We start from the raw sequence: 15,030 nt of genomic DNA on the forward strand, positions 1-15,030 counted from the left end.
GCCATGGGCGGCGAGATGCTCCCGCCCGGCCAGGCCGGTCCCGACGACGTCGTGCTGTCCTGGGAGGGCGCCGACGTCGTGGCCGTACGCCTGCCGCAGCTCGCCGAGTCGCTGGACCACATCCTCGCCGCCATGGAGCGCGAGCGGGGCAGGCCGCTCGCCGAACTGGACCGCAAGGCCAAGCAGGAGGTCGTACGGGTGCTGGAGGCACGCGGCGCCTTCTCGGTGCGGCACGGCGTGGAGACCGTGGCGACCGCGCTCGGTGTCAGCCGCTTCACCGTCTACAACTACCTCAACCGGGAGCGGCAGGGCTGACCGTAACACCGTGTAACAGCGATTTTTCAACAGAGTGTTGACGCGCTGTCGGCCGAAGGCGTTAGCTGTCCGCACCCCGATCGCACCCCGATCGCATCCCGGAAGCGAACGCTGTGGAGGCGCCCGTGACTTCGCGTTCCCCGACGCCGGGCCTCGCCCGGTTCAACGCCCTGGAGGAGCGCGCGGCGGCCACCGCACTCCACGAGGTGTGTGCCTCGGCCGAGTGGGGGCGCAGGCTGCTCGCGGGGCGCCCGTACACCGTCGTCGACGACCTCCTCGCCGCCAGTGACGCCGCCATGGCCGGACTGACCGCGGCGGACCTGGCGGAGGCGGTGGCCGGGCACCCGCCGATCGGCCGCCCGGAACCGGGTGACGCCGCCTCGGCACGGGAACAGCGCGGCATGGCCGGCGCCCCGGCGGAGCTCGGGGCCGAGATGCTCGAACTGAACCTGGCCTACCAGGAGCGGTTCGGACACGTCTTCCTGATCCGTGCCACCGGCCGCACCGGCGAGCAGATGCGGGACGCGCTCAGGCGACGGCTCGCCAACTCCCCCGAGCAGGAACGGGAGATCACCCGTACCGAACTGGGGGCGATCAACCGGATCCGCCTGTCCCGACTCGTCACGGAGGACCCGACAGCAGCATGAGCAGCACCGGATCCCCCGCCCCTGCCCCCGCCTCCGTCTCCACCCACGTCCTCGACACCGGCACCGGCCGCCCCGCGCGGGGCGTCGCCGTCCACCTCGCGTCCCGTACCGGCGGTGAAGCGGAGTGGCGGGCACTCGGCGGCTCCACGACCGACGCGGACGGCCGGTGCAAGGACCTCCCGGCCCTGCCGCAGGGCACCACCCACGTACGGCTCGACTTCCGCGTCGGCGCGTACGTCGAGGAGCACTTCGCCGGCGGTGCGTTCTTCCCCGAGGTGACCGTCACGTTCACGGTCGCGCCCGGGGAGCACCACCACGTACCGCTGCTGCTCAGCCCGTACGGCTACTCCGTTTACCGAGGGAGCTAGCTCCATGCCCACGACCCTGGGACAGAACCAGTACGGCAAGGCCGGGACCCGCGTCGTCAGGATCACGCGGGACGGCGCCGTCCACCACATCAAGGACCTCAACGTGTCGGTGTCACTGAGCGGCGACATGGACGACGTCCACTACTCCGGCTCGAACGCCAACGTCCTGACGACGGACACCACCAAGAACACCGTGTTCGCCTTCGCCAAGAAACACGGCATCGACTCCGCCGAGCAGTTCGGCATCCACCTCGCCCGCCACTTCGTCACCTCCCAGGCATCCATACACCGGGCCCGCGTCAGGATCGAGGAGTACGCCTGGCAGCGCATCGAGACCTCCGACCCGCAGGCGGCGAAGAAGCACTCCTTCGTCCGCGAGGGCCGGGAGACACGGCTCGCCCAGGTCACCTATGACGGGGACCGGTGGGAGGTCGTCTCGGGCCTGAAGGACCTGACCGTACTGAACTCGACGGACTCCGAGTTCCACGGTTACATCAAGGACGAGTACACGACGCTCCCGGAGACGCGGGACCGTGTCCTCGCCACCCGGGTCGCCGGCCGCTGGCGCTTCAACTGGACCGACGACGCGGCGGAGACGCCCGACTGGCAGACGTCGTACGAGGAGACCAGGAGGCACCTGCTGCAGGCGTTCGCCGAGACGTACTCCCTCTCGCTCCAGCAGACCATGTACCAGATGGGCGCGCGCATCATCGACCACCGGAGCGAGATAGACGAGGTGCGCTTCTCGCTCCCCAACCAGCACCATTTCCTGGTGGACCTGGAGCCGTTCGGTCTCGACAACGACACCGCCGAGGGAGCCGTGTACTTCGCCGCCGACCGCCCGTACGGCCTGATCGAGGCCACCGTCCTGCGGGACGGCTGCGAGGCGCGGATCCCGGTGGACCTCACCAACCTGTGACGCGGTCCCCGTACCCCCGAAGAGGACGGACCATGGCAGCAACCCAGCGCATCGTCATCGAGAACTGCGCGATCGCGACGGTCGACGCGCACGGCACCGAGTACGGATGCGGGTACGTCGTCGTCGCCGGCGACCGCATCGAGGCGGTGGGCGCGGGCCGGGCCCCCACCGGCCCCGCGGACGCCGTCCGGCGCATCGACGCCACCGGCCACCTGGTCACCCCCGGCCTGGTCAACACCCACCACCACTTCTACCAGTGGCTCACCCGCGGGCTGGCCACGGACCACAACCTCTTCGACTGGCTCGTCACCCTCTACCCGGTGTGGGCGCGCATCGACGAGCCGATGGTGTCGGCGGCCGCGCGGGGCTCCCTCGCGATGATGGCCCGCGGCGGTGTCACCACCGCCATGGACCACCACTACATCCACCCGAAGGGCTCCGGCGACCTGTCCGGCGCGATCGTCCGCGCCGCCCGGGAGACCGGGGTCCGCTTCACCCTCGCCCGCGGTTCGATGGACCGCGGCGAGAAGGACGGCGGACTGCCGCCGGACTTCGCCGTCGAGACCCTGGACGGGGCACTCGCCGCCACCGAGGCGGCCGTCGACGAACACCACGACCACTCCTTCGGCGCCATGACCCAGGTCGCCGTCGCACCCTGCTCGCCCGTCTCCGTCTCCAGCGATCTCCTCAAGCAGGGCGCCGAGCTCGCCCGCCGCAAGGGTGTGCGGCTGCACACCCACGGCTCGGAGACCGTGGAGGAGGAGAGGTTCTGCCACGAGCTGTTCGGCATGGGCCCGACCGACTACTTCGAGTCCACCGGCTGGCTCGGCGAGGACGTGTGGATGGCGCACTGCGTCCACATGAACGACTCCGACATCGCCGCGTTCGCCCGTACGGGCACGGGGGTCGCCCACTGCCCGTCGTCCAACGCCCGCCTCGCCGCGGGCATCGCACGCGTCCCGGACATGCTCGCGGCCGGTGTCCCGGTCGGCCTCGGTGTCGACGGCACCGCCTCCAACGAGTCCGGCGAACTCCACACCGAGCTGCGCAACGCCCTCCTCGTGAACCGTCTCGGCCCGCACCGGGAGGCCGCGCTGACCGCCCGCCAGGCGCTGCGGCTCGGCACGTACGGCGGCGCCCAGGTCCTCGGCCGGGCGCGGGAGATCGGCTCCCTGGAGCCCGGCAAACTCGCCGACCTGGTGCTGTGGCGGATGGACACCCTGGCCCACGCCTCCATCGCCGATCCGGTGGCCGCCCTGGTCCTCGGCGCCGCCGCCCCCGTCACCGCCTCGTTCGTGGGCGGCCGGCAGATCGTGGAGAACGGCCGGCTGCTGCACGTGGACGAGGACGCGATCGCCCGCTCGACCCGGACGGAGGCGCGGCGCCTGGCCGAGCTCGCCGGACGGGGCTGACCGGCCCGCCGCTCCGGTATACGTGTCCCCACCCGCTCCCGTACGCACGCACGACCCGAGACCTCGCACCGTCGCGCAGGCCTCCCCCCGGTCCCCGCACGACCGCGCACCACCTCCTTGCCATCCGCGCCGGCCATGCCGCGCCGGCGCGCACCCGACCGGAGGAGCCGCCGTGGCCGCCCCGTCCCCGCACCAGCCCGCCGAGCCCGACGACGACAGCAGGGCGCAGCACCCCGTGGACCGGAGACTCCCCGCCCTGAAGACGGCGACCACCGGTCTCCAGCACGTGGCCGCCATGTACGCGGGAGTCGTCGCCCCGCCCCTCGTCGTCGGCGCCGCCATCGGCCTGACCGCCGCCGAACTCACCTTCCTGACCGGCGCCTGCCTGTTCACCGCCGGTCTCGCGACCCTCCTCCAGACCATCGGGGTCTGGAACATCGGGGCCCGGCTGCCGTTCGTCAACGGTGTCACCTTCGCCGGCGTCGCGCCCATGACCGCGATCGTCGCCTCCACCGAGGACAGGCGCGACGCCCTGCCGGTCATCTTCGGCGCGGTGATCGTCGCGGGTCTCCTCGGCTTCCTCGCCGCCCCCTTCTTCGGCAAGGCGGTCCGGTTCTTCCCGCCCGTCGTCACCGGCACGGTCATCACCCTGATCGGCATCTCCCTCCTCCCGGTGGCCTTCGACTGGGCCCAGGGCCCCGACCGGACAGCGGCCGGCCACGGCTCGGCGACGAACCTGGGCCTCGCGGGGGCGACCCTCCTCATCGTCCTGCTGCTGCGCCGCTTCACCCGCGGTTTCGTCAAGCAGATCGCGGTCCTCCTCGGACTGGTCGCCGGCACGGTCGTCGCGATCCCGTTCGGCGTCACCGACTTCGGTCCGGTGGCGGACGCGGACGTCATCGGCTTCCCGACGCCGTTCCACTTCGGCGCCCCGCAGTTCCAGGCCGCCGCGATCGTCTCCCTGTGCGTGGTCATGGTCGTGTCGATGACCGAGTCGACCGCGGACATGCTGGCGCTCGGCGAGATCGTGGAGAAGCCCGTCGACGAGCGGACGATCGCGGCCGGTCTGCGGGCCGACACCCTCGGCTCGGCGATCAGTCCGCTCTTCAACGGCTTCATGTGCAGCGCTTTCGCCCAGAACGTCGGCCTGGTCGCGATGACGCGTATCCGCAGCCGCTACGTCGTCGCCACGGGGGGCGGTTTCTTGGTCCTCATGGGCCTGTGCCCCATGGCCGCCTCGCTCATCGCCGTCGTACCGCGCCCGGTGCTCGGCGGCGCGGGCGTCGTCCTCTTCGGCTCGGTCGCGGCGAGCGGGATCCGGACCCTGGCCGGGGCGGGCCTGGAGAAGGACAACAACATGCTGATCGTCGCCGTCTCGCTGGCCGTCGGCATCATCCCCGTCACGGCGCCGGAGTTCTACCACGCCTTCCCGCAGACCGCGCGGATCGTCCTGGACTCGGGCATCTCGACGGGCTGCGCCGCGGCCCTCCTGCTCAACTTCGTCTTCAACCACCTCGGCGGACGCCACGCCGGCGACGCCGAGGTGACGGCACCGATGGCCCCGAATGCCGCGTCCCCGGCCGACGGGATGACCACGGCCCGGTGACCGGCCGCCCGGGGGCGGGCGTATGGCGCGGGGGCGTGGTGGCGTGGGTACGGCCCGCTGCGGCGGTGGCGGGCCGCGCCGACCGGGTGGCGGTGGGCCGCGCCGACCGGGTGGCGGTCAGCCGCGCCGACCGGGTGGCGGTCAGCCGCGCCGACCGGGTGGCGGTCAGCCGCGCCGACCGGGTGGCGGTCAGCCGCGTCACCGGGTGCCGGTCAGCCGCGTCACCGGGTGGCGGCCAGTCGGTCCCGTACCTCCGTGGCCACCGTGTACGTGTCGCCGGTCACCTCCGTCGGGAGCGTGCCCGGAGCGCGAGTCCAGCGGTCCTCCAGGGCGAACCAGTCGGTCCTCGGGGCGGCCCCGCCCGTCCGGAGCGCCGTCCGCAGACCGTCGAAGTACGTGGACCAGCGCAGCCGGTACAGTCCGCCGACCAGCCCCGCCCACTCCCGGTTGGCGTAGTCCCGCAGCCCCGCGTCCGCGCCCGCGCGCGTGCCCCACACGGTGAGCAGCACGAGGTTGTCGTACGCGAGCCGGTCGCGTTCCTCGGCGCTCGCGCCCCACGCCCGCGCGTCCGCCACCCAGCGCCCGGCCAGGTGCCGGGAGTCGGTGGCCAGCAGCCGCTCCAGCAGGTCCATCAGTTCCAGCCAGGTGCCGGTGAGCGCGTCGAAGCGGGCGGTGTCCCCGGCTTCGTACGCGGATTTGATCCGGGGGAGGAGGACACGGCTGCGGTTGGAGAGGGCCTGGCGGGCGACGTCGAGGAGGTCGCAGCGGTACGCGGACGACGCCCGCAGGCGTGGCGCGACCCGGAGCAGTTCGGTGAGCGCGGGCTCGAACGCGGCCCAGTCGTACCGGAGCCGTCGCGGCGACCAGTGGGCCGCGCGGTCGGCCGTCAGCGACGGCCGCGCCCCGAACAGCCCGTCCGCGGCCTCGCTCCACCGGTCGGCGCGCGTCGTGCCGTACGCCGTGCGGCGCAGCACGTCCCAGGCGGCGCCGGCGTGCGGATCACGTGCCCCGTACCGGGCGTGCGCCCACTCGCCGAACCACTCCTCGAGATCCAGGGCGCCCTCACGCCAGGCGAGTTCGGAGAAGAGGGCGAAGGCGGCGGGGTTGTTGTCCGCGGCCTCCGGCATGAGCGCGACGCCGCGCAGCGCGCTGCCGTCCTTCGTGCGCCACTTCTCGTACAGTTCCGCCCAGTCGGGAGTGTTCGCCCCGAGCGCGGTGTGCCCGCCGAAGTTCCAGATCGAGCCGAACGCGTACGGCGTGCCGCCCCAGTCGGCCTCGCGGTCGACGACGGTCGGGAAGCGGTCGGACAGCCCGTCGACGACCAGCATGTGCCGCTTGTCGACGGCGTCCACGATCGCCCGTGGCGGATTGCGCTGCCACCCGAGGATCACCCACACGGCCCCGGGCCTGGCCTCCTGCAGCGCCCGTTCCACGCCCCGCGCCGCCTCCCCGACGGGTACGTCGCCGGCGCTGCCGCCCTCGTGCAGCAGGTCCATCTTGTACAGGGTCGACGGCCCGCCGAACATCTCCTCCTGGATCCGGTAGAAGGCGGCGGCCACCCGTGCGAAGTGCTCCGTGCGCGGGTCCAGCCAGTCGGGGCGCGCGAAGTCCATCCAGGTGCCCTGCGGCACCGTACGCGCCCCCGGGTTGCGCTCGGTGAACCCGGGCGGGACCGTCCCGAAGTACCCGGGGAGCACCGGCGTCATCCCCAGCTCCCGCACCCGGTCCGCGATCCGGCGCCCCAGCGCGGCCCGCGCGTCGAGGAGCTGCCGGGAGAGGGGGTGCGGGAAGGCGGACAGGTTCTGCAGCAGCCACCACGGCTGGTGCGCGGGACCCGGGACCCACTTCCTCAGCTCCGCCTCCCCGTACCCGAACTCCTGGAACAGCCGGTGGTAGAGCGCGTCCGCGCCCGCGTAGACGAGGATCTCGTTGTAACCGTGCAGCGCGAGCACGTCCAGCTCGCGCTCCCAGTACCGCCAGTCGCGGTAGGCGCCCGTGTAGCCGTCGTTGGTGTCGTTGAGCGCGAAACGGTGGGGGACGTTCGCGCGGCGGGTGACGGTGCCGTCCATGCCCGGCAGTTCGCGGGGGAGGAGGGCGGTCTGCTCGCCGCACCAGTTGATGTCGGCGCGGGCGATGTGCCGCAGGTACCAGTTGAGGCCGGCGAGCTGGGTGGCCGGGGTGTCGCCGGAGACGGTGACGCGTCCGGTGCGGCCGGACACCCGGAACGTGTCGCGCGCGCCTTCCGTGGCCGCTGCCCCGTCCGTCCCGCTCTCCGTGCTGCGGAAGTCGATCTGCCGCCAGTGGCGCGGGAGCAGCCGCCGGGCCGCCGCGGCCGCGGGGGAGGGCCGGGCGGGCGCGCCGGCCGGGGGCTGCGCCCCGGCCGGCGGGGCGGAGCGGGCGACGGCCGTCGAGACGGCTCCGGCGGAACCGGCGGCGAAAGCGGTCAGAAGGGAGCGGCGGGCGAGCGGCATGGTGACTCCGGGGTCGCGGGGCGTGAAGGAGTGCCGTGGAAGCAGTACCCGGTGGCTGCTCCCCGCGCACCGGACAGGGGTGCGCGGGGAGCAGCAGGCGCGCTCGGCCCACGGGATCGTGCCGTGCGCCGGTGCACGCCGTCGGGGTGTGGTGCGGGACGAAGTGTCCCGGTGTGCGCTGAGTGACCCAGGTTGAGGGTGATGGAAATCTTGTGGCGGTACATGGTGTGTTGTCACCATGCGGGGATCCGCGCGTGGCCGGTAGGGGGACACGGGGGCGCGGGACAGAAGGGGGACACTCGGTGCAGCGACACCATCGTGAGAGCTACTACGTCGTCGACGAGGGCCGGATCCTGGAGTTCGGGAAGGGCCGGTTCGAGAACGGCCGGTTCCGGGCGGGGCAGGCGGTCGCGCGCGTGCCGACCGCCGCCGAGCAGCAACTGGCGTTCCGGTTCTCCAGGTTCGGCCGGGAGAAGGGGGTCCAGCTCGACGAGGCGCTGCGCGCCAAGCTCGCCGAGGCCATGACCACGGCCGGCGGGGGCGCCGACGACCCGGACTCGGATGCGCCGGGACCAGGGGGGACACCGGGAGCGGCCGTGCCGGCGGGCTACACCTACCTCGGTCAGTTCGTCGACCACGACCTGACCCTCGACCGCACCCAGGTGGGCCTCGGTGAGCCGGTCCCGGTCGAGGAACTGCTCCAGGGCCGCAGCCCCACCCTCGACCTCGACTCGCTCTACGGCCTCGGCCCGCACCACGCCGGCAGCGCCCGCTTCTACGAGCCGGACGGCCACCTCGCCATGGGAACGACGCTGGGCGTGCCCTTCCCACCGGAACTGCCGCCCGCGAACACCGACCAGAAGGGCTTCGACCTGCCCCGGGCCGGCGAGACGGCGGGCGGCACCCGGGCCGACAAGCGCGCCGCGCTGATCCCGGACGCGCGCAACGACGAGAACCTGGCCGTGGCCCAGCTGCATCTCGCCTTCATCCGCTTCCACAACCGCGTGACGGACCGGCTGGCCGAACGGGGCGTGCCCGAACCCCTGCTCTTCCACGCCGCCCGCGACACCGTGGTCAAGCACTACCAGTGGATGCTCCGCACCGACTTCCTGCCCCGCGTCGTCGACCCGGAGATCGTGCAGCGCGTCTTCGCCCGGGGCCGCCGCCACTTCGAGGTGCCGGGACGCACCCGCCCCGGCGACCTCCCCACCATGCCCATCGAGTTCTCGGTGGCCGCCTACCGGTTCGGGCACAGCATGATCCGTACGGCCTACCAGTGGAACAGCGTCTTCCGCGCCGGCGGCCCCGGCCCGGCCGCCGGCCTCGGCGCGCTCTTCCGCTTCAGCGGCACGGCGGGCAACCTGAACCCGGCCCCGGACCCGGACGACCCGGACGACCTGAGCGACCTCGACGACCCGGACGCGGGGGAGGGGCTGCGGCTGCCGAGCAACTGGATCGCCGACTGGCGCAGGTTCTTCGACTTCGGCGAGGCGGACCGGGACGACCTGGTCGTACCGCGGGGCGAGTTCAACATCACCAAGCGCATCGACACCCTGCTCGTCGACCCGCTGGCCGCGCTGCCCACCGGCACCTTCGACGGCCGGGGCCGTCCGGCCCCGCCCCCGGTCCAGCGCAACCTGGCCTTCCGCAACCTCACCCGCGCGGCCATGGTCGAACTGAGCACCGGTCCGCAGCTGGCCGCCCAGATGGGCATCGAACCCCTGACGGAGGCCCAGATCCTCCAGGGTGACGGAGGCGCGGTCCTGGACGGCCTGACGCCCACCGAGCGGGAACAGCTGGTGACCCACACACCCCTGTGGTTCTACGTCCTGCGCGAGGCCGAGGTGAACGAGCGCCACCCCGGCCGCCTCACCGGCGTCGGCGGCACGCTCGTCGCCGAGGTGTTCCACCGCGCGATGGAGGGCAGCCGCGTCTCGATCGTCAAGCACCCGGGCTGGCGCCCCAGCCTGCCGTCCCACCACCTGGGTTCGTTCACGATGACGGACCTGCTGCTGTTCGCGTTCGAGGAGGACGCGGAGCTGCTGAACCCGCTGGGCTAGCGGGCGGCCGGTGGTGGCGTACGCCCCGTACGCCACCACCGGCCCGTCGCACCTTCACACCCGACGTCACACCCGACGGGGCGAGGCCAGCAGATAACGCACCCGGCTGCGCGGCTCGGTGTACTCGCCGACCTGCCAGCCCGCGCGCTCCAACGTGGCCGCGCAGGCCCGCAACGCCGCGGCGTCCGGCTCGCGCACGGCGACGGCCTCCGGCTGCGGTGTCGCCCGCACCCGGTACCCGGCACCGTCGGTGCCCGCCGCCGGCCGGTGCCCGGCCGCCTCCAGGGCGAGGGCGGCGGCCCGTACGAGATGAGCGCGCTCCCAGTTGCACGGCCGCTCCACGGACCCGTCCGGACTGGTCATCCTGCGCAGCTCCAGCAGCCCCTGCCAGGCGCTGTGCACCTCGCGTGCGCGTGCGGGACCGGACGCGGCGGCGTCCGCCTCCTCCCCGCCGACGCGAGCGGCGAACACGCCGCCGTGGCCGGGCGCGGCCGTGTCGGGCTCGGGGGCCGCGGCCGGCGCCGCACCCTCCTCCCGTACGCGGTGCCCGGCGGGCGTGAGGAAGTGGTCGTGCGGCGGACGGGGATGCCGGAAGGCGAGCCCCCGTCTCACCAGTGCCGCGAGCTGCGCCTCCGTACCGCGCAGCCGTCCGGTCACGGCGTCGGCGGCCTCGATGACGCGCAGCTGGGCGGCGGTCGGCGGTCGTGTCACGGCTGGCTCCTTCCCCGGTCGTACGGCCCGTCCTCGCTCGTCGAGGTTACGAGGTGGGTCCGACAGCCGTACGGACTCGACCGCCGGCCGGCGACGGGCTATAGTGGATCTTGAGCGGTCCGCCGGAACAACTCCCGGTGAACGGCCGTGCGTTGGTGGTCCAAGGAAAGACGCCCCGCTTCCTGCGGGGAGATGCAGGTGCAAGGCCTGCCCGGCGCTCCGAGGACGAGCCCCACCCCGTGCGCGGGGCGGGGCTCGCTCGTCATGCGGTGACGTTCCAGCTGGCGATGACGGGCCGTTCGTGCTCCGTGCCGAGCCGGCTGACGGTCCCCGTCCCGAGCCGGAAGAACGCGCCCCCGGACGCGGGCAGCCCCAGCCACCGGGCGGTGAGCACCCGCAGGAAGTGCCCGTGGGCCACCAGCACCACATCGCCCGCACCGCTCTCCAGCACCGTGCGCACCTTGCCCAGCACGCGGTCCGCCCGCGCCCCGACCTGCTCGGGGCTCTCACCGGGGTGCTCGGCCGGCCCGGGGGCGACACCGTCCGTGAACAGGAACCACTCGGGCCGGTCGAGCTGGATGTCGGCGGTCGTGACCCCTTCGTACGCCCCGTAGTCCCACTCGCTCAGATCGGCGTCGATCCGCAGGTCGTGCGTTTCGGCCAGTCCGGCCAGCTCGGCCGTCTCCCGGGCCCGCTTCATGGGGCTGACGAAGACGGCCGCGACCCGCTCCGACCCGAGGAGCGGCACCACCGCACGCGCCTGCGCGCGCCCCTTCTCGGTCAGCGGAAGGTCCGTCCAACTGGTGTGCTGCCCGGACCGGGACCACTCGGTCTCGCCATGCCGCACGAGAAGCAGGTCACCCATGACCGGCACCTTTCCTTTCACTTCGCGGTCGCTCCACGACCCATGATCGCCAACGGACTGCCGACCGTCCGCATTCCCGGCGCGTCGGTCCCCGGGGTGCCGTCCGGGGGTGTCGTCCCACACGGGCGCGGGTGCGCCGGGCCGAGGCCGGAACCGTCCGGCGCGGTGCGCTCGGGCCGTCCTCGGAACGGTGCCTTTCGGTCATTGTCCCGGCGCTCGACGAACCGGCGCACCGCACCGTGTTTCGATCATATGTGCGGGTACCCGGCGGCCGTTTCCGACCTCACCGCAGTGTGCAGAGGAGGACAGCCATGGACCGGACCCAAGGACCCGGGCGCCCCCGCCGGGAAGGCGAGGCGGCCGCGGCCGGCCGGACCGCCCGACAGGGCTCAGAGCAGGGCGCGGAAGTCGTCCGGGACAAGACACAGGAGGTCGCCGGCACGGCCCGGGAGGGCGCGGAGCAGGTGATCCGGGAGACCACCGAGCGCGGCAGGGACCTGTTCGAGCGGTTCAGGGAGCAAGCCGCGGGGGAGACCGGGACGCAGGTGCGGCGGCTGGCCGCCAACCTCCGCGACCTGGCAGAGGACCTGCGGTACATGAGCGAGACCGGCAAGCCCGCGTCGCCCGCCGCCTCGCTGGTGCACCAGATGGCCGAGCGCGGGCAGCTGCTCGCCGACCGGCTCGACCGGCAGCAGCCCGGCGAACTCCTGCACGACGTCCGGGACTTCGCCCGCCGTCGTCCGGGGCTGTTCCTCGCCGGTGCGGCGCTGGCCGGGTTCGCCGCGTCCCGTCTGGGCCGCGGCGTCACCGCCGCGGGCGGCGGCCCGGCCCCGGCGACGGAAGCCGAGGCGGACCAGGGCGACCGGCGGGACGAGGGGACCGAGGTCCCGCCGCCCCGGCCGGCGTCCGGGGCCGCGTCCGGCACACAGGCCCCGCCGGTGCCCCCGTCGTCGTTCGAACCGCAGCCGTCCCCGCCCGCGTACACGCCGCAACCCGGTCTGCACGGCGGCGAGGGACCCGCTTCCCCGGCGCGGCCCGAGCAGCCCGGCAGGGGGCGGTGACCATGTCGTCCCCCCACGTGGAACGGCCCGACCCGCCTCCGACCCCGTCCCAGTCCCAGTCCCGGCAGCAGGACACGCCCCCGCCCGCCTCCTCGCCGCGACACGGTGCCGAGGCGTCGATCGGCGACCTGATCGGCGACATCGGCAATGACCTGTCACGGCTGCTGCGCAACGAGGTCGAGCTCGCCAAGGCGGAGCTGAAGGAGGAGGGCCGCAAGGCGGGCAAGGTCGCCGGCCTGTACGGCGGTGCGGGTTACGCCGCCGGGCTGGCGCTCCTGCTCGGCAGCCTCGCGGCGGTGTACGGCCTCAGGCACGTCATCGACCTCGCGTGGGCGGCCCTGATCCTCGCCGCGGTGTGGGCCGTCGTCGGCGCCGCCGCGTACGCCGCGGGGCGCCGGCGGATGCGCTCGGTCCAGCTCACGCCCGAACGCTCACTGGAGTCGTTGAAGGAGGACGCCACATGGGCACGACACCCGACCGGTTGAGGCAGGACACCGACGAGACCCGGGCACGCCTGGCGGAGACCACGGACCGGCTCGTCGACCGGGTCAGCCCGCCCCGGGTGGTGCGCCGCCGGGCGAGCGCCGCACGCGCCCGCCTCGGCGATGTCAGGGAGAGGGTGATGGGAACGGCCCGGTCCGTCACGCCCTCCCCGTCCGAAGTGGGCGACACCATGCGCGAGACCACCGGGCAACTCGGCCGGCAGGCACGCCAGGTACCCGGACAGGTACGCCACCGCACGGAGGGCAGCCCGCTGGCCGCCGGGCTGATCGCGTTCGGGGCGGGCATGCTCGCCGGGGCCGTGTTCCCGGCGACCGAGACCGAGGAGCGCATGGGCGAACGCATCCGCGAGCACTCCGACGAACTGGTCGAACCGGCGAAGGAGACGGTGCGCGACGCCGCGCAGGGGATCACGGAGGGCATGCGCGAGCCCGCCCGCGAGGCGGCCACGTCCGTGAAGGACACCGCGCAGGAAGCGGCCCGGTCCACCACGGAGCAGGCACGCCGGTCGGGGCGGGAGGGGGCCGAGGAACTGCGGAGCACGGGGCAGCAGACCGCCGAGGAGGCCCGGCGACGGGCCGAGGGCCGCTGAGGGAGGCTGTCACGGGGTGGCCGGGCACCTCACCACCCCTTCACGTGCCGTGTCTCTCCCCCGGTGTCGGACCGGGGGAGACACACGGCACGCCCGCATGGCTGTCCCTTTCGTGCACCAGGGCCTGCCGTGCGGACGCTCGGCTCTCGGGCCGGCGCCGACCGGCGGTCCAGGTGGCTGATCAGTGGCGAGCGCCCCGTGGTGGTCATGGCGCGAAGTCACCTGTCCCGCACGGGCTGCTGCTCCGCGGCCGGCCGGGTGACGGCGGTGCGGCGGGTGCCGCCGACGGCCGGCGCCAGGAAGACCGCCACCGCGACGAACGCCAGGACGGCCAGCATCGCGTAGCGCAGGCCGTAGTGGTCGCCGAGGAAGCCCAGGCCGGGCGGGCCGACGAGGAAGGCGACGTAGCCGATCATCGCCACCAGGCTGACGCGGGCCGCCGGGTCCGGGCCGGAGTCGCCCGCCGCCGAGAGGGCGAGGGGGAAGCCGAGCGAGGCGCCCAGGCCCCAGAAGAGCACCGCGGCGCCCGCGAGGACGGGGGAGCCGGCGAAGACGACGAGGGCGAGGCCGAGGGCCGCGGAGATCGCGCTGGCGCGGACGACGGCGGTGCGGCCGAAGCGGTCGATGAAGAGTCCGCCGGTGAAGCGGCCGATCGTCATGGCGGCGGCGAAGCCCGCGAAGACGGCCGAGCCCAGGGCGGGGTCCATGCCGTGGCCGTCGACCATGAGCAGGGGCAGCCAGTCGTTGGCGGCGCCCTCGGCCAGGGCCATGGCGAGGACGATGCCGCCGATCAGCAGCAGGGTGCGGTCCTTCCGGAGTGCCGGCCGGGACTGCCGTGCCTCCGCGTCGGCCTCGCGGTGCTCTTTCGTTCCCCTGGTCCTGCCGACCCCCGCCGGGATGGCCCGGATGGCGTGGGCGAGCAGGGCGAGCGTGACGGCGGCCATCGCGGCCAGGTGCCACAGCACCGGGAACCCGACCGCGGTGCACAGGATGCCGAGCGCGGCTCCCACGACGGTGCCGAGGCTGAAGAAGCCGTGCAGCGTGGGCAGCACCGTCCGGCCGGTGATCCGCTCGACCTCGGCGCCGTCGACGTTGATCGCGATCTCGCCGCCTCCCATGCCGGCGCCGAAGAGGAGGAGCCCGGCCGCGACCACCGGGGAGGAGGACAGCACCGCCCCGCCGCCGACGACCGCCAGGGCGAGGACGACCAGCAGGGTGCCCACGCCCATGACGGGCCTGGTGCCGAACCTGGCCACCAGCGCCCCGGAGCAGAGGATGCCGAGCATCGAGCCCACGGACAGGCCGAACAGGACCAGCCCCATCTGCGCGGTCGACGCGCCCAGCAGGTCCCTGACATCGGGTGTCCGGGTCACCCAGGAGGACATCGACAGGCCGGGTATGAGGAAGAAGAGGAACAGGGCCGTCCTGCGGCGGCGTGTGGCCGGGTCCATCAGCTACGTGCTCCTCCGGGAGAATGCGGCAGGACCAGGGCATCGTCGCCC

At 73.7% G+C, this 15,030-nt stretch carries 14 protein-coding genes; 10 read left to right on the plus strand and 4 right to left on the minus strand.

Annotated features, from left to right (window positions below; translation table 11 throughout):
* Positions 1-3 precede the first annotated feature (3 nt).
* From IEZ04_RS06885 to IEZ04_RS06910, 6 genes are all read left to right on the plus strand, one after another.
* Positions 4-315 (plus strand): helix-turn-helix domain-containing protein, encoded by a 312-nt coding sequence (locus IEZ04_RS06885; RefSeq protein ID WP_189216038.1) that lies wholly within the window; start codon positions 4-6, stop codon positions 313-315.
* A gap of 125 nt (positions 316-440) precedes the next feature.
* Positions 441-962 carry a 2-oxo-4-hydroxy-4-carboxy-5-ureidoimidazoline decarboxylase gene (gene uraD / locus IEZ04_RS06890; protein WP_189215781.1) on the plus strand — a complete coding sequence of 174 codons (522 nt, stop codon included), beginning with the start codon at positions 441-443 and terminating at the stop codon, positions 960-962.
* Positions 959-1,330: a hydroxyisourate hydrolase gene (gene uraH / locus IEZ04_RS06895; RefSeq protein ID WP_189215782.1), complete on the plus strand. Its 372-nt coding sequence runs from the start codon at positions 959-961 to the stop codon at positions 1,328-1,330. The genes uraD and uraH overlap by 4 nt, the downstream gene beginning before the upstream one ends.
* Positions 1,331-1,334: 4 nt before the next feature.
* Positions 1,335-2,249, plus strand: a complete 915-nt coding sequence (gene pucL / locus IEZ04_RS06900) for a factor-independent urate hydroxylase (protein WP_189215783.1) — start codon at positions 1,335-1,337, stop codon at positions 2,247-2,249.
* A gap of 32 nt (positions 2,250-2,281) precedes the next feature.
* A complete protein-coding gene (locus IEZ04_RS06905; RefSeq protein ID WP_189215784.1) occupies positions 2,282-3,661 on the plus strand; it encodes an 8-oxoguanine deaminase in 1,380 nt (459 codons plus the stop codon).
* A gap of 172 nt (positions 3,662-3,833) precedes the next feature.
* The gene (locus IEZ04_RS06910; protein ID WP_189215785.1) at positions 3,834-5,267 is read left to right on the plus strand and encodes a nucleobase:cation symporter-2 family protein; all 1,434 of its coding nucleotides are present in this window, start codon (positions 3,834-3,836) and stop codon (positions 5,265-5,267) included.
* A 221-nt stretch (positions 5,268-5,488) separates the two neighbouring features.
* On the opposite strand, the gene IEZ04_RS06915 is transcribed toward IEZ04_RS06910, so the two are convergent.
* Positions 5,489-7,738, minus strand: a complete 2,250-nt coding sequence (locus IEZ04_RS06915) for an alpha-N-acetylglucosaminidase (RefSeq protein WP_189215786.1) — start codon at positions 7,736-7,738, stop codon at positions 5,489-5,491.
* A 302-nt stretch (positions 7,739-8,040) separates the two neighbouring features.
* Between IEZ04_RS06915 and IEZ04_RS06920 the strand changes: the two genes are divergently transcribed.
* Positions 8,041-9,798 carry a peroxidase family protein gene (locus IEZ04_RS06920; protein WP_189215787.1) on the plus strand — a complete coding sequence of 586 codons (1,758 nt, stop codon included), beginning with the start codon at positions 8,041-8,043 and terminating at the stop codon, positions 9,796-9,798.
* A 66-nt stretch (positions 9,799-9,864) separates the two neighbouring features.
* On the opposite strand, the gene IEZ04_RS06925 is transcribed toward IEZ04_RS06920, so the two are convergent.
* On the minus strand, positions 9,865-10,509 hold the full coding sequence (locus IEZ04_RS06925; protein WP_189215788.1) for a hypothetical protein: 645 nt from the start codon (positions 10,507-10,509) through the stop codon (positions 9,865-9,867).
* 262 nt (positions 10,510-10,771) lie between these two features.
* Entirely contained in the window at positions 10,772-11,374 is a 603-nt protein-coding gene (locus IEZ04_RS06930) for a histidine phosphatase family protein (RefSeq protein ID WP_189215789.1), read from the minus strand.
* A 311-nt stretch (positions 11,375-11,685) separates the two neighbouring features.
* Between IEZ04_RS06930 and IEZ04_RS06935 the strand changes: the two genes are divergently transcribed.
* Genes IEZ04_RS06935 through IEZ04_RS06945 form a run of 3 tightly spaced genes read left to right on the plus strand, consistent with a single transcriptional unit; the run spans position 11,686 to position 13,528 of the window.
* A complete protein-coding gene (locus IEZ04_RS06935) occupies positions 11,686-12,435 on the plus strand; it encodes a hypothetical protein (protein ID WP_189215790.1) in 750 nt (249 codons plus the stop codon).
* 2 nt (positions 12,436-12,437) lie between these two features.
* A complete protein-coding gene (locus IEZ04_RS06940; protein ID WP_189215791.1) occupies positions 12,438-12,920 on the plus strand; it encodes a phage holin family protein in 483 nt (160 codons plus the stop codon).
* On the plus strand, positions 12,896-13,528 hold the full coding sequence (locus IEZ04_RS06945) for a DUF3618 domain-containing protein (protein WP_189215792.1): 633 nt from the start codon (positions 12,896-12,898) through the stop codon (positions 13,526-13,528). The genes IEZ04_RS06940 and IEZ04_RS06945 overlap by 25 nt, the downstream gene beginning before the upstream one ends.
* A 218-nt stretch (positions 13,529-13,746) precedes the next feature.
* Here IEZ04_RS06945 and IEZ04_RS06950 read toward each other — a convergent pair whose 3' ends face one another.
* The gene (locus IEZ04_RS06950; protein ID WP_189215793.1) at positions 13,747-14,979 is read right to left on the minus strand and encodes an MFS transporter; all 1,233 of its coding nucleotides are present in this window, start codon (positions 14,977-14,979) and stop codon (positions 13,747-13,749) included.
* Between the last annotated feature and the right edge of the window lie 51 nt (positions 14,980-15,030).

The sequence above is a fragment of the Streptomyces ruber genome (assembly GCF_014648075.1).
Taxonomy (GTDB): Bacteria; Actinomycetota; Actinomycetes; order Streptomycetales; family Streptomycetaceae; genus Streptomyces; species Streptomyces ruber.

Bases quoted from the DNA above. Each gene is read 5' to 3' on its own strand.
- IEZ04_RS06885 (WP_189216038.1), top strand. From the start codon at position 4: ATGGGCGGCGAGATGCTCCCGCCCGGCCAGGCCGGTCCCGACGACGTC.
- uraH (WP_189215782.1), top strand. From the start codon at position 959: ATGAGCAGCACCGGATCCCCCGCCCCTGCCCCCGCCTCCGTCTCCACC.
- pucL (WP_189215783.1), top strand. From the start codon at position 1,335: ATGCCCACGACCCTGGGACAGAACCAGTACGGCAAGGCCGGGACCCGC.
- IEZ04_RS06905 (WP_189215784.1), top strand. From the start codon at position 2,282: ATGGCAGCAACCCAGCGCATCGTCATCGAGAACTGCGCGATCGCGACG.
- IEZ04_RS06915 (WP_189215786.1), bottom strand. From the start codon at position 7,738: ATGCCGCTCGCCCGCCGCTCCCTTCTGACCGCTTTCGCCGCCGGTTCC.
- IEZ04_RS06930 (WP_189215789.1), bottom strand. From the start codon at position 11,374: ATGGGTGACCTGCTTCTCGTGCGGCATGGCGAGACCGAGTGGTCCCGG.
- IEZ04_RS06935 (WP_189215790.1), top strand. From the start codon at position 11,686: ATGGACCGGACCCAAGGACCCGGGCGCCCCCGCCGGGAAGGCGAGGCG.
- IEZ04_RS06940 (WP_189215791.1), top strand. From the start codon at position 12,438: ATGTCGTCCCCCCACGTGGAACGGCCCGACCCGCCTCCGACCCCGTCC.
- IEZ04_RS06945 (WP_189215792.1), top strand. From the start codon at position 12,896: ATGGGCACGACACCCGACCGGTTGAGGCAGGACACCGACGAGACCCGG.
- IEZ04_RS06950 (WP_189215793.1), bottom strand. From the start codon at position 14,979: ATGGACCCGGCCACACGCCGCCGCAGGACGGCCCTGTTCCTCTTCTTC.